A 14868-nucleotide genomic window follows, 5' to 3' on the forward strand; every position below is an offset into this window, starting at 1 on the left:
ATCAAGCATGAAGTGAAATCGGAATCTCCTTTACACCGCGAACAATCATACCCGGTCTCCATTCAAGCTCATCGATGTCCCGTTGAAGCTTAAAATGGGGGTAGCGGCGGAGCAGCGTGTTGATTGCGATTTCACCCTCCAGTCTGGCGAGCGGGGCTCCCAGGCAGAGGTGAATTCCTTTGCCGAAGGCTAAATGCTGGCTTTTCTCCCGGGTAATATCAAAGATATCCGGATTCTCGAACTGTGAGGCATCCCGATTTGCGGAGTTCAACGCGATGACAACCAAGTCGCCTTTTTTCATGTGAACGCCATGAAAATCCATATCCTCCGCTGCCCAGCGGGAGGTGCTGAATTCAACGGGACCGTTGTAGCGAAGCATTTCCTCAATTGCGCCATGAATGAGTTCGGGTTGTTCCTGCAGAAGCTTGCGCTGCTCCGGATGCTCCAACAACGCAAGCACGCCATTGCCGATCAGGTTCACCGTCGTTTCATGACCCGCAATGATCATCAGGGTGACGACGCCATATAACTCCTGTTCGGATAAGCGATCACCCTGATTCTCGGCAATGACAAGCTGACTGATCATATCATCACCCGGTTGTTCGCGAACCTTTGCGAACCAATCCTTCAAATAAGCGATAAATTCATTCATATGCTGAACCACTTGCTCGTTCATTTCCTGGTTGGACGCGCCAATGATGGAGTTGGACCATACCCGGAACTTGTCCTGATCCTCCGTAGGCACGCCAAGGATTTCACTTATTACGATAATGGGAAGTTTGAAGGCATATTCGTCAATGAGATTTATAGTGTCTTTGGAGGAGACAGCATCCAGCAGGTTATCCGCGATCTCTTGGATATGGCCTCGCATATCTGCGATTCTCTGTGGCGTAAAACCCTTTTGAACCAAGCCGCGAAGTCGTTTGTGATCCGGTGGATCAGAGAACAGCATGTTGGTGCTGAATACGCTGGTCTGTTCCTGACCCATTGCTTTAGCGATGTCTTTGCTAAATCGGCCATCCTTGAGCGCTTCAACAGCTTGCTCGTAATTGCTGATCAGCCATCCGAAACGTCCATCAGGAAATTGCAGATTCAGAATGGGATCGCTTTGCCTCAATTTCTCGTATACCGGATATGGGTTATGGGTAAATTCCTTCGTAAACAATACATTTTTCAGAGATTCGTTGGCATTTGTCATATAGGGGCTCCTCTCGAAAATGATAGTTTCATATCCAGTATAAGGGAAGGAGAAGGAGATAACCAATTTACGGATGAAATGCCGGCAGTCTCCAAATGCTTGATCATACCAACTTGCGAGAAAATGGAATCCTGATTGACTCTTAAAGAGTGCCATTTGGTCTACTGACTATCCGTCGTTTTCTTTGTTATATTGGATCATATCTGAATAGTTGAAAGGGGGAATCAAGCGGTGAAATCCGTTTCCGGGGAGAAGGCAGCGCTGCTGGTTCGATTTTTTATACCGTATGCTGTCATTTTGGTGGGCTCCCTATTGGTTGGATGGTTTGCTTATGGGAAGACCGCAGAGCTTATCGAAAGCGAGACGGTGAGAACCACCTCCGCAGCTCTGCAGCAGATCCAGGAAGCGCTGGATCAGAGATTTGCCGAAATCGAGAACCTTGCACGGCAGATGTCGAGCGAATCGAAGGTGCTCTCTTTTCAATTCGAGAAAGAACCGTTTGCCGGTACGGGTCCCTATCGTCTATGGGATTTGGAAAAGAGTTTGTTTAATTACAAATTGTTCAATCACTTCATTGTGGATTATTACATCGCTTACAGAAACAGCAACATGATCGTATCACCTCGCAAGGTGTATACGGTGGACCAGTATTATCGGATGCAGCTGCACTATGACGACCAGCCATTAAGCGAGTGGAAGCAAGCTTTGTTTGGGCAGTATCATTATAAAACGTATGCCCCGGGCCATTCGGTTGTATATGAAGGGAAACCTTACTCGGTTGTCAGCTACATGCAATCCTTCGGGAATAAAAGAAGCAGCGGAGTGGTCACTGTACTGATCAATAATATGCAGATCCAGGACATGCTTCGTAAAGTCGATCCGGAACAAGAGGGTTTTGCCTACATTGCAGATCAGAACGGCAACCTGATCAGCTCCATTGGTTTGAAAGAACCGGATATTTTGAAAGCGCTTCCTAAAAAAGGAGGCTACTCCCATATTCGATTAGGTGGTCAAGAAATGCTGGTGACGCAATCCACGTCCCAATACAATGGCTGGAGCTATGTATCTGCCCAACCGAAATCCGTGGTTCTGCAAAAGGTAAACTATATCAAACAGCTGACATTGGCGATCTTTATCACGGCTCTTCTGCTAGGGCTTGGCATAGCCGGCTATCTCGCGTATCGAAGCAGCAGGCCATTCCTGAAGATTCTCCAGCTTCTACCCTCATCGCGCCGGGATGTAAAGCATGCTATTGCTCGTAACGCCGTCGATTATATCGGTCATTCCGTGTCCGAGCTAATCGAAAGCCATCATACGCTGAAGGAGCGGTTGGAAGAGCAGATCCCGATGCTGCGAAATGTCGTAGTTGACAGGCTTCTGAAGGGAGGTTTCACCTCGATGCAGGAGATCGACGCTGCCATGGAACATGCACAAGTCCAGCTTCGGGGATCTCACCATGCGGTTGCCCTGCTTCACATTCGGGGATACCGGGAGCCGTTTATGGAAGAGATGCTGATGGAACTTGATATTGTAAAAATCAACATCCGCGACCGGATTCAATCGTTATGCAGGGAGGAAGTGCTGCTGCATGATTTTGGTGAAAACCAGTTGGTCCTGATCCTGTCCGGAACGGCGGCAGACCACGCGGATTTTACGACACGGATGCGAGCGTATATACAGGGAATTTATGAGCATTTGAGCGCAATCCCGGATACGGGCTTGTATATAGCTGTAGGTGAATGCCAGTCCAGCATTGCTGAGCTATACCGTTCTTACGGAGAAGCCAGGTTTGTGCTTCATCACGCTGGATGGAGCGAGAAGACGCCCATCTTATTTCATGCTGAAATGGAAACGCCGCCCTTCACCTATTATTATCCGGCCGATGAAGAGATGAGATTAATTCAGCTTGTAAAAGCAGGCAATCTGGATGAGACCAAGCAGCTATTATTGCAGATCAAGGAGAAGAACAGATCGGAGCGGCAATTGCCGATGGCTGTGGAGAAGCTTCTTGCTCAGGAGCTTAGCGGTACCCTGATGAAATGCTGCGAACAGACAGGAGATGATGGAAGCGGCAGAACGGAGGAAATGGATGCCGTCATCAGAGCACTACATCCGGTGATGTCCCCGGCGGAAGCCATGAATATTCTCCATACCGCTTTCATTCGGCTCTGTCGGAAGAACGAAGAGAGGAAGAAGAGTCATAATGATCATTTAACGAACCGACTGCTAACCTATATCAAGGGACACTTTTGGGAAAGTGGTCTCAGTTTGACCGCGCTTGCCAGGGAAACGCGCACCTCCGAAGCCTATGTATCTTACTTCTTTAAGGAGCAAACAGGCTTGAATTTCTCGGATTACCTGGAGCAGCTCCGAATGGATGAGGCGAAGCGGGAATTGTCGTCTGGCGATAGGCCGGTAAGCGAGATTGCCGCTTCTGTTGGCTATCTCTCACTCAATACCTTCAGCCGTGCGTTCAAACGGGTAAATGGTATTAGCGCTACCGAGTATAGACGCCTTCAACGTGAAGGAGAACATGCTTAATCTAAAGGAATGCGTAGTGCCTGATTAATGAATAACAGCCCATTCTAAAATTCTGAATAATGGACCGGAAACATGAAGATTTACGCAGATCCACCCAGCTGTATATACTCCAATCACGGACCGCACCCGGGACGAATCCATTGAAGATTGGAGTGGTAGCCGCTGAGTGGCTGGAAGAGTTTCATCCGTAGCTGGCAGTTGTATGCGCTTTTTTTACTTCCGCTGCTGTACATCATTATTTTCAAGTATGTGCCGATGTACGGCGCGCAAATTGCGTTTAAAGAGTTCAACGTCACGAAGGGGATCAACGGAAGTCCATGGGTAGGATTGGCCCAGTTCGAACGTTTCTTTCAATCGCATGAATTCTGGCGATTGCTGAAGAATACGTTCTCCATCAGCTTGTACACCCTGATCGCCAGTTTTCCGTTTCCCATTATGCTGGCCCTTGGACTGAATTATGTAAGGAACCGGCGATTCAAGAATACCGTCCAGATGGTTACATACGCGCCGTATTTCATCTCTCTGGTTGTGCTGGTGGGCTTGATGCTGCAGTTTATGGATCCCAGAACGGGACTCATCAATACGATGCTCGGCTGGATCGGCATCGGTCCGTTTCACTTCATGGCGGAGGCGTCCTGGTTTCAGTCGATCTATGTGTGGTCCCATATCTGGCAGAATGTCGGGTTTTCCTGCATCATTTTTTTGGCGACGCTTTCAGGCATTGATCCGGCACTTCATGAAGCAGCCGTCATGGATGGGGCTACGAAAATGCAGCGGATGCGCCACATTGACCTTCCGGGCATCATGCCAATCGCCATGATTTTGCTCATTCTGAATACGGGGCAAATGCTGGAGACCGGCTTCGAGAAAATTCTGTTAATGCAGAACGCACTGAATTTGCGTTCATCCGAAGTCATAGACACGTATGTGTACAAGGTGGGATTGGTATCCCAAGCGATGAATTTCTCATATGCCACGGCGATTGGATTGTTTAAAGCGATCATCGGTTTCGTGCTGCTGTTGATCGTAAATCAAACGGCCAAAAAGCTGAAGCAGGAGAGTCTATGGTAAGGAAGGGAGGACTTGTATGCAATCACCTGCCATGAAGGAATCCGGCTCGGATCGCGTTTTTACGGTGGTCAATTATGCGATGTTATCCGTTTTCCTAATCATTGTGTTATACCCGCTCATTTATGTAGTCAGCGCTTCATTCAGTTCAAGTAGCGCGGTTTTGTCAGGAAAGGTATGGCTGTGGCCCGTCGAACCGACGCTCGAAGGCTACCGTGCGGTATTCAAAAATACGATGGTTGCCAAAGGCTTCATGAACACACTGTTCTATACGCTGGCAGGCACTGTGATCAATCTCATTTTGTCCATCATGGCGGCGTACCCGTTATCACGCAAAGATTTTCGGGGTCGCAGCGTGTTCATGCTGTTGTTCGTGTTCACGATGCTGTTTAATGGGGGGCTGATTCCAACCTATCTGCTGGTGAAGGACCTCGGCATGATTGACACGATATGGTCGATGCTGATCCCAGGGGCGCTGTCGGTGTGGAATGTCATCATTATGCGCACGTATTTCCAGACGACCATCCCACAGGAACTGCTGGAGGCTTCACAGCTGGACGGCTGTACCGATTTCCGGTTTCTGTGGCGGATCGTACTGCCGCTTTCGGGTCCTATCTTGGCCGTTATTGCTTTGTTCTATGCCGTTGGACACTGGAATCAATATTTCAACGCCATGATCTATTTAAAGAGCGCGGATTTGTACCCGCTCCAGCTCGTGCTTCGCGATATTCTGGTTCAGAACGAGGTGAATATCGAAATGCTGGGCGACGCCAAAACCGCTGCGGCCCGGCAAGGGCTGCGGGAGCTGTTGAAATATTCGCTGATCGTCGTGACCTCGGTTCCGTTATTGATCGTATATCCGTTTTTGCAGAAATTTTTTGTCAAAGGAGTCATGATCGGTTCGTTAAAAGGATAATCCATCCATTATTTCAGGAGGGCGGGACGTTATGAGAAAAAGAACGCGGTTTTTTATGGGTGCATTCACTGCATTCAGCATTTTTCTTGCAGGCTGTACGGGTTCACAGAGCCCGAAGGGCTCGGATGAAGCGCCAAATGCTGGTACCGAGCCAATCGCCTTATCCGAACCGGGGACCTATCCTCTGGTTCAAGAGAAAACCACCTTGAAGGTGATGGTACGGGGAAATCCGCTAGTCGAGAATTTCGAAACGAATGATTTCACCAAGTGGTACGAAGAAAAAACGAATGTGCACATCGAATGGGAGGTCGTTCCGGAGCAGAGCATACAGGAGAAGCTGAATCTCGTTCTTGCCAGCGAGGATTATCCCGACGTCATTATGGGTTTAAATATTTCGCCTGCGCAGCAGATGATATATGGCTCGCAGGGAGCCTTTCTTCCGTTGAATGACTTGATTGAGAAGCAGGGGACGAATACGAAGAAAATATTCCAGGACAATCCGGAGATCGAATCCGCGATCACGGCGCTGGACGGCAATATCTATGCGCTTCCGGAAGTGAATGAATGTTATCACTGTTCCATGAGCCAGAAAATGTGGATTTATGAGCCTTGGTTGAAAAAACTCAATCTGAAGATGCCGGAAACCACGGATGAGCTGTACGAGGTGCTGAAAGCTTTTAAAGAGCAAGATCCGAACGGGAATGGCCTGCAGGACGAAATTCCCTTGTCGATTTCTCCGAAATCCTGGAGCTCCTCCATCGATGCGTTCCTATTAAATTCATTCATCTATAATCCGGTTTACGGCTCGAGTTATAAGCATATATTCATTAAAGACGACAAGCTTGACGTGGCTTTCAACAAACCGGAGTGGAGGGAAGGCTTGCGGTATATGAACAAGCTGTATGCTGAGGGGCTTCTCGCTCCGGAGTCGTTCACGCAGGATGACAATCAATTGATACAGATCGGCGAGAACCCCGATACCGTGCTTCTTGGCGCTTCAACAGGCGGCCATCAGGGTATATTTACCCAACTCCTCGGCGAAAGCGGAAGATGGTTGGAATACAAGACCGTGCCGCCGCTCAAGGGACCGAATGGAGTTCGATACGCTGCTCTGGATTCCACTGGAATGAATCCGGGTGCCTTTGTCATCACGAAGAAGGCGAAGCATCCTGAGCTCGCCTTGCGTTGGGCGGATGGCCTGTACGAGCGGGAGCACACGCTGCGAAGCGTGTATGGCCGCCCGGACCAGGAATGGCGTGAAGCGAAGGACGGAGAGGTCGGCATCAACGGGGAGCCTGCGGTCTGGTCTGAGCTAAAGTCTTACGGTACGGTGCAGAATATCGCCTGGATTCAAACCGGCCCAAGCTTGCGGACGAATGATTTCCGTCTGAGCGCTGTTGCCAAAGGGGACGACGATCTGGAAGTCGTTTTGTACAACGAGACGAAGAATAAATACGAACCTCACAAACCGACCGATGTCAGCACCGTTCCGCCGTTATTTCTGACCAACGAGCAGGCATCCGAGGTTGCGGATCTGTCCAAAACGATCAATGATTACGTTGATGAAATGATGGCCCGCTTCGTGATTGGCGATGCCGATCTGGATAAGGACTGGGATGGCTACGTTCAGCAACTGGAGGCCATGAATGTAGCCCGCTATCTGGAAATCTACCAGGAAGCGTATGATGGAAGAAGCAAATAAAGGAGGGATCCTAGAATGAGGGTTGGTGTGAGTACCTACAGCCTGCTGCCGGCTATTCGTGCGGGCGAGATGACGGTGCTGGATGTTGTGGAATGGATCGCCGAGAACGGCGGACAGCACATGGAGATCGTACCCTATGGATTTACGCTGGAGGACAATCCCGAGCTTACTGACGCAGTGCGTGAACGGGCGGCGGAAGTTGGTATCGCGTTGTCCAATTATTCCATGCCCGCTAATTTCGTCCAGGAGAGCCGGGACGACTTTGATTCGGAAGTGGAACGAATCAAGCGACATGTGGATACGGTCAATCGACTGGGAATGAAGCATATGCGTCATGACGTGACAGCTTTCACGCTGCCGCCTGAGAAGATGGGCATTGATTATGTGGAAACCCATCTGGATAGGATTGTAGAAGGGTGTCGTCTTATTGCAGATTACGCAGCCGGGTATGGTATTACGACCACGATCGAGAACCATGGCGTGAGCGTGCAGGCGAGCGACCGTGTACAGCGTGTGCTTCAGGCGGTCGACCGACCGAACTTCAAGACAACTCTGGATATCGGGAACTTTCTATGCGTTGACGAGCAGCCGCTGGTTGGCGTGAAACGCAACCTGCCGCTGGCCTCGCTCATCCATGTGAAAGACTTCTATTATCGTCCGTTTGATCAGGACCCGGGTGGGGGGAAATGGTTCAGAACATCCCATGGCAATTACCTCCGAGGCTCGATCTTCGGCCAAGGTGATATCGATGTCCGCCGGATTCTGCGACTCATTAAGAATGAGGGTTATGACGGAGACATTACGCTGGAATTCGAAGGTATGGAAGAATGCCGGGAAGGAACCCGGCTGGGTCTGGACAATCTGAAGCGGTTATGGGACGAAGCGTAGAATCTTCCTCCAAATCCATTGGATATTGAGTTGCTTCATAGTATATTGAATGCACAAAAGAAACCGTTCCTTTCGTAAATGGTGTGGGTAGCCCCGCCATTTTACCAAAGAACGGTTTCTTTGCGTCTAAATAAGTAGCATTCTGCACGACATAGCGGAGAGGGCGAATCGATTCCGGACAAGCGTAAGCGCTCGCTTTTACCCCGTTTTACTTTCCGTTCGAATTCATATAATATATAACGTGGATATTGTTTATCCGATTTAATCATGAATGGTTATATGAGTGTGTAGTTTAGATCATTTTCCTGAATGAGGTGCTGTTTATGCATATGAAAACCGGCGTGGAACAGTCGGTGTACGCCCTGGTTCTGCTGAATATGCTGCCTGACAAGGCCGTGCTGCCCGGGGAAGCGATCAGCCAACAGCTGGGGACATCGGCAACCTATTTTCAGAAACTGTTAAGGAAGCTGGTAACAGCAGACATCATCACGTCTGTTCCCGGTATCAAGGGTGGTTTTAGATTAAAGAAGAAACCCGAGGATATCCGTGTATACGACGTATACCTTGCGGTGGAAGGGCAGCAATCCCTCTATTCATCCCACGGAATACTGGTAGACATGCTGGACTTGGAAAAGGAAGAAAGCTGCTGCCTGTTATCCGATTTAATGGAAGAAGCAGAGTCATCCTGGAAAGCCGTATTAAAGCGAGAGACCATCGCTTCGCTGTCGGAAGAGATGCGCGGTGAGCGCTTTAAAGACAAGGTGGCGGCTTTAGAGGACTGGATCAATAACAAAATGGTCATTTGACCGAGGAAGGGATGAACTTTCATGAGATTAAGCGTATTAGATCAGGCACCCGTAACAAGCGGCAACACAGCGGAAGGCGCCTTGAATAAAGCGGAAGAACTGGCTGTCTTGGCAGATGAATTGGGATACAGCCGAATGTGGATGGCCGAGCATCATGGCGGGAATACCTTTGCCAGCTCTGCACCCGAAGTGACGGCAGCCCGGCTTGCAGCCAAAACCGACCGGATTCGCATTGGCACCGGCGGTGTCATGATGATGCATTATTCACCCCTTAAACTTGCGGAAGTGTTTAAGACGTTAAGTGCTTTTACCCCGGGAAGGATTGATTTCGGTGTAGGACGAGCACCAGGCGGTGATACGAGTGCCATGTACGCTTTATCTGAAGGACGGCAGCTAATGCTTCATAACATGTATGATAAGCTGGCCGTTACCATGCAGCTCCTTCGTGATGAGATCCCGGAAGATGAACTCTACGCCAAGAACGCCGCTGCTCCAACCGGAGTTGCCCTGCCTGAAGTGTGGCTGCTGGGATCCAGCGGCAATAGCGCGTTAAAAGCGGCTCAGATGGGAGTCGGCTACTCCTTCGCGCAATTCTTTAACGGAGCGATGAGCAACGAATTATTGGATCATTACCGCGATAACTACCAGCCGTCCATATTCATGGAAAAGCCTGAGATTAACGTATCCTATATGGTGACGACGGCCGAAACGAAGGAAGAAGCCGAGTATGAAGCGCTGCCGCAGGACATTTTCCGGTTGATGATGAGCAAGGGCCGAATTACGCAGGTGCTGACGCCCGAAGAGGCTCAGAATGTGTCCTTAACCGAAATCGACCGGATGGCAATCCAGGAAGGGCGCAAGATCCATCTTGTGGGAGCGGTAAAGGATATCGCGGCACGCTTACAGGAAGAGCAAGCGCACTACGGGTTCCAGGAAGCCATGATATGCAGCATTCCGCATTCGCAGGAGAAACGGCTGGAGGTTTACCGACTGCTCGCACGCGAATTGCTGTAATATCAAGTAGATGAGGGATAGGCGGATGCCTGTCCTTTTTTTGTATAGGTATAATTTCTTTGTCCCTTACGAGTACGAATCTGTTAGAATAGTTAAAAATTAGCTATGTTCAACAACATTCGCAGCAGTTAGGAGATCTTATGCCGTTTACGTTCGCTCATCCTGTCATCACGATGCCTTGGTGGAAGAAGAAATCGCTGCCGGTATCAGCCCTCATTATCGGCTCCATGGCACCGGATTTTGAATATTTCATCCGATTTCGGGCATCTGGCATATGGAGCCACGAGGGTCTTGGCATCTTGCTGTTCAACCTTCCCGTGATCTTGCTCCTGTACGTTATTTTCGAGACGGTGGTACGGCCCGTTCTATTCACATATTTGCCTTCATGGTTTCCATACCGATGGGATCGGGCTGGGAAGGTGCCGGCCACTTTTAAAGGTTGGCTTGTCGTAATGATCTTGGGTTTAGTTGGCGTTGGCACACATCTATTATGGGATCAGTTTACGCATCAAGGTGCCTGGATCGTGAATCAGATTCCTTTTCTTACCCATTGGATACATATCGATTCCACACAAATTCCGGTATATAAATTATGTCAGCACGGCAGCAGTCTGATCGGACTGGTCCTGATCGTAAGGTGGATTCATCGCCATTTGTATGTAGCACCAGCGCAAAGAGAACATTCATATTCGGTTCTGCCATTTTGGTGCGTATTTATAGTGATCTATATTCTGGTTATGCTCATGGCCATGCTGACGGTTGTTGATGGTGAAGGAATGACGCTTGTATTCCAGCTTGTCGTTCCGGCCATCAGCAGCTTTATGCTGGCCCTGCTTGTAACGTGTCTTGCCTTTTGGCGGGCTGCAAGGGTCAAGTTGCAAATCTAGTAATTAGAATCGGAATCGACAGGAGGAGCGTTATGGTAACCGTTGAGCAATTCACGCATAGGGGAATCCATTTCTTAAACGAAGATGCACTTGTCATAAACGAACGAGCCTCATTGTATGGCGTGTTAGATGGAGTTTCATCCATCGTCCCATACCTCAGCGACAAGAAGGAAACCGGAGGTTACATCGCTGCCCAAACCGTGAAGAATTACTTCGAATCACTGGACCAGGTTGTACAACTTACGGATCATGTTGCGGCAGCGAACCAAAAGCTAAGAGAACTTATGCTGGAAGCCAATATTAATATGAAGAAAAAAGATGGCCTCTGGGGCACTGCCCTTGCTCTTGTTCGAATTCAAGAGGACCGTATGGAATTTATTCAGACAGGCGACTGCATGATTCTTGCCGTATACCAAGATGGGGAGGTTCGCCCGTTAACCTGGAGACAAGTCGCTCATTTGGAATCTCCGGCCATCGCAAGATGGGAGGAAGGCGTGAGTAAGGGGTTATTCCATCAAAAAGATCTCCACGCCACGGTTATTGATATCATCAGGGCGAATCGCTTTCAGAGCAACACGAATGGAGGCTATGGCGTATTGAACGGAGAAGCCCAAGCTGCCCATTTTCTCGAATACGGAAAGATCAACAAGTCACGCTTAAAACACGTGATCTTGTTAACGGATGGTTTGTTCTGGCCTGATCGCGATGTTCCGAGTGATCAATCCTATTGGGGTTATATCGCGCAGCGTATACTCGAAAAGGGGGTTGAACAGTATGCACATGAATTACTTGAGGTCGAAGAGGCTGACCCTGAGTGCTTAACTTATGCAAGATTCAAAAAATCCGATGATAAAACAGGCATGGTGCTTCACTTTAACAACTCCTAAATGGTCAATCGATAAAGCATTAATGACTTAACTGAACCCGTGTATATCATGGGTTCTTTATTTAATTCGGAGTGATCAGGCACTCTCACAAGAAATCTTCCTCCGAAACACTGACACATTGTCGTCAGTGTTTCGCTCTTATAATGAAGAAAAAATTGAGAGCGAGGTAACCCGATGGCTAACAATCATCAAGATACCATGTACCATGATTCCGAAATCTCCATCCGCCCCTTTCACATCGACATTCCTCAACAAGACATTGACGATCTGCGAGCACGCATAGCTCATACCCGGTGGCCTTCCCAGGTACCTGGAGGTGATTGGAGTCGGGGAATTCCTGTTTCGTATCTTAAAGAGCTGGTGGAATATTGGCAGAATGAATATGACTGGCGTGAGTATGAGCAAAAACTTAATGCATTTCCGCAATTTATAACGGACATTGAGGGTCAGCAGATCCACTTTCTTCATGTACGATCTCCCGAGCCACATGCCTTACCGTTGATCATGACCCATAGTTGGCCGAATTCCATCATTGAATTCATGAACATCATTGGACCACTAACCAATCCACGAGCCTATGGTGGAGATCCAAGCATGGCTTTTCATATCGTGGCACCATCACTTCCCGGGTTCGGATTCTCGGCTTTTCCGGAGCGGACAGATGAGAGACCATGGAGCATCAAACGCGTCGCCCGTATTTGGGCCGAATTGATGCGCAGGCTCGGTTATGATCGTTACGGTGCCCATGGCAATGATGCAGGAGCACTAGTTTCCCCCGAGCTGGCTATCCTTGATGCTGAACACATGATTGGTGTGCATATTACAGGAGGACTGGGTATCCCCATGGGAGATCCAAATGAATTGGAGGGGCTAAGCGAGGAAGAATTGGCTGAAGTTGCCTACTTGGCTGAACTGTTTTCCGGTGGGAGCGATTATGCATCATATCTGTCCAACCGGCCGCAGACGCTCAGTTATGGATTTAATGACTCGCCGGTGGCTCAACTGGCTTATCTTGTTGAGAGGTTTAAAGAATTTGACGGTTGGCCTATTAATGCGGAAGAGGTTCCGCTAGAGCCCATCCATAAAGATCTGCTCCTCACGAACGCAACGCTATATTGGTTTACGGAGACAGCTGCTTCGTCTTCCTGGACCTATTATGAGGGTGCAGCCGGGATGCCCACAAATCAAATGAAAGCACCGACAGGGGTTTCCCATGGGGGAGGCTCTGTATTCCGGCGTATTGCAGAAGCCCAAAACAACATTATCCACTGGTCGAATCGGGAAAGTGGCAGTCATATGGTTGCCATGGCAGATCCGGAATCACTTATTGAGGATATAAGAGCATTTTTTAGCAAGCTTACCCGATAGGACAAGTATCACGAATACGATATAACCGTACTTTGCCTAACAACATTTTCATGTCCAATTCATATTTTATGGTAATGGCATGGAAGCGGGAGGTATGTCGTATGGGCCAAGGAACGCAAAGAAAACGCAGACAACAAGCAGCTTCGAAAAAAGCTACGGTTAAGCAATTGGCGTTCATTGCAGCTATCTTAGTATTGATTGCCTCAGCTATAGGCCTTTACGTCGCATATGATGACTTGTTTGAGGATGACGATGTGGACGTTATCATCTAACCAAGATGTTATATACCAATATCAAAAATTCGCTTTATCATATATGCCATATGGAGCTTCCTCCAAATCAAAGGCAGCCGTTCTTGACTATAAGAACAGGCTGCCTTTATTATGGGTTCTTTAATTATAGAGTGTCAGGAGTCTGCTTCGTCTTTATTCGTAGGTGTAATCGGACTATTATGATGAGGGAGCAGCTTCATGCCGGCGTGATCCAGATGGATTTCGACGTGAACTGTCTCCAGTGCGCTTGGATCGATCGCTTGAGCAGATGACTGATTGATTTTTTTCCAAAGCCGGGTGTTCCTCCTGAACAACACGTGCTCCAAGCTGAATAGGTCCGTTTTTGAAGCAGCTCCATTTTTAAACGTAGTCAAAATTTCCTCGCGTACCCCCTTAGCTGCCTGTAATTCAAAATCCGTTTTGTTCATATCATCGAGAGCTTCCACTACGTTTCCACTTAACTTGACGCTAACGCGGTATTTGGGCATGCCGTTGACAATGTTTAGTTTCACGCTGATTTTAGGGTTGGATAATACCGCGACTCCTGCTAATTCACCGTTCTGATTGGTAATCGGGATGTGGGAACGCTTAGTATCGGCTTCCAGCCAGCGCAAACCGGTAAGCTTGTCATTGGTGAATAAGCCATTGGATACCCCTTTGGATATAGCAAATACTCCGTTAATCTCTAACTTCGGATCTTCTTTTTGGTTACGGCTCCATGTCTCTGTATCAATCGTGAGATTTGGAAGCAAAACCGTCCAGCCTGGTTCTGTCATCAGTGCCATGAAATCGAAATATCGGATCGGTTCAATATAAGATCTCTGATTATATTCGTCAATAGGTTCATGGGCTAATGTATTTAAGGGGGAGAGGTTGAAAAACGCCGGGATATTCATCAATTCCTCGATCGATTCCTTTGTGCCAAATACCCAAGGCGTCATGCGAACCTCCTGGTAGCGACCGATGGTATCCAGTTTCGTTAGGACATTCGATTTCAATACGTTATCACTAATGATAATACAGGAAATATGACTCCAAATCGTACGTTCCTGCGCAGAGTCATAAATGTTATTGATCGCCAAGTCCAAGGTTTTTCCCTTTGTTTTGGACGTCCAAATTTGAGAGGGCTTATCAGACTTTCCTGAATCAATTTTGGCTACGGAAGTGAAATCCATCATCTGGGTGTAAACGACAAAGTTCCCGTCTTGTTGATCGATCCCGATGGCAGTAATGTAATTGATGTCTTGAATCTCTTTAATGTCCCAGCAGCCGGTTAACAAATTGAGTACTACGATTAACCACATTAATTTTATGACTCTGA

The 14868-nt window shown here is 48.3% G+C and carries 13 protein-coding genes; 11 read left to right on the top strand and 2 right to left on the bottom strand.

Features of this window, described 5'->3' with window-relative positions; translation table 11 throughout:
• Nucleotide 1: 1 nt before the first annotated feature.
• The gene (locus tag AC0VZ8_RS17060; RefSeq protein WP_475483775.1) at nt 2-1198 is read right to left on the bottom strand and encodes a cytochrome P450 family protein; all 1197 of its coding nucleotides are present in this window, start codon (nt 1196-1198) and stop codon (nt 2-4) included.
• A 231-nt stretch (nt 1199-1429) separates the two neighbouring features.
• Here AC0VZ8_RS17060 and AC0VZ8_RS17065 point away from each other — a divergent pair, with 231 nt between their 5' ends.
• From AC0VZ8_RS17065 to AC0VZ8_RS17115, 11 genes are all read left to right on the top strand, one after another.
• On the top strand, nt 1430-3739 hold the full coding sequence (locus AC0VZ8_RS17065) for a helix-turn-helix domain-containing protein (RefSeq protein ID WP_475483776.1): 2310 nt from the start codon (nt 1430-1432) through the stop codon (nt 3737-3739).
• A 198-nt stretch (nt 3740-3937) separates the two neighbouring features.
• The gene (locus tag AC0VZ8_RS17070) at nt 3938-4810 is read left to right on the top strand and encodes an ABC transporter permease (protein ID WP_475483777.1); all 873 of its coding nucleotides are present in this window, start codon (nt 3938-3940) and stop codon (nt 4808-4810) included.
• Nucleotides 4811-4826: 16 nt separating this feature from the next.
• Nucleotides 4827-5723 carry a carbohydrate ABC transporter permease gene (locus AC0VZ8_RS17075; protein WP_071220662.1) on the top strand — a complete coding sequence of 299 codons (897 nt, stop codon included), beginning with the start codon at nt 4827-4829 and terminating at the stop codon, nt 5721-5723.
• Between the two features lie 31 nt (nt 5724-5754).
• Nucleotides 5755-7425: an ABC transporter substrate-binding protein gene (locus AC0VZ8_RS17080; RefSeq protein ID WP_475483778.1), complete on the top strand. Its 1671-nt coding sequence runs from the start codon at nt 5755-5757 to the stop codon at nt 7423-7425.
• 15 nt (nt 7426-7440) lie between these two features.
• Nucleotides 7441-8313, top strand: coding sequence for a sugar phosphate isomerase/epimerase family protein (locus AC0VZ8_RS17085; protein ID WP_071220664.1), 873 nt, complete (start codon nt 7441-7443; stop codon nt 8311-8313).
• Nucleotides 8314-8636: 323 nt separating this feature from the next.
• A complete protein-coding gene (locus AC0VZ8_RS17090; RefSeq protein ID WP_071220665.1) occupies nt 8637-9119 on the top strand; it encodes an RrF2 family transcriptional regulator in 483 nt (160 codons plus the stop codon).
• A gap of 21 nt (nt 9120-9140) precedes the next feature.
• Nucleotides 9141-10133: an LLM class flavin-dependent oxidoreductase gene (locus tag AC0VZ8_RS17095; RefSeq protein WP_475483779.1), complete on the top strand. Its 993-nt coding sequence runs from the start codon at nt 9141-9143 to the stop codon at nt 10131-10133.
• A 140-nt stretch (nt 10134-10273) separates the two neighbouring features.
• Nucleotides 10274-11020: a DUF4184 family protein gene (locus tag AC0VZ8_RS17100; RefSeq protein WP_475483780.1), complete on the top strand. Its 747-nt coding sequence runs from the start codon at nt 10274-10276 to the stop codon at nt 11018-11020.
• 32 nt (nt 11021-11052) lie between these two features.
• Nucleotides 11053-11907: a protein phosphatase 2C domain-containing protein gene (locus AC0VZ8_RS17105; protein WP_475483781.1), complete on the top strand. Its 855-nt coding sequence runs from the start codon at nt 11053-11055 to the stop codon at nt 11905-11907.
• A 174-nt stretch (nt 11908-12081) separates the two neighbouring features.
• Nucleotides 12082-13275, top strand: coding sequence for an epoxide hydrolase family protein (locus tag AC0VZ8_RS17110; RefSeq protein WP_475483782.1), 1194 nt, complete (start codon nt 12082-12084; stop codon nt 13273-13275).
• Nucleotides 13276-13376: 101 nt separating this feature from the next.
• A complete protein-coding gene (locus tag AC0VZ8_RS17115; protein WP_194542573.1) occupies nt 13377-13547 on the top strand; it encodes a hypothetical protein in 171 nt (56 codons plus the stop codon).
• A 134-nt stretch (nt 13548-13681) separates the two neighbouring features.
• Here the strand turns inward: AC0VZ8_RS17115 and AC0VZ8_RS17120 are convergent, their stop codons facing one another.
• A complete protein-coding gene (locus tag AC0VZ8_RS17120; protein WP_475483783.1) occupies nt 13682-14851 on the bottom strand; it encodes a Ger(x)C family spore germination protein in 1170 nt (389 codons plus the stop codon).
• Nucleotides 14852-14868: the final 17 nt, after the last annotated feature.

It is taken from the genome of Paenibacillus sp. QJM3NY_38, assembly GCF_056173265.1.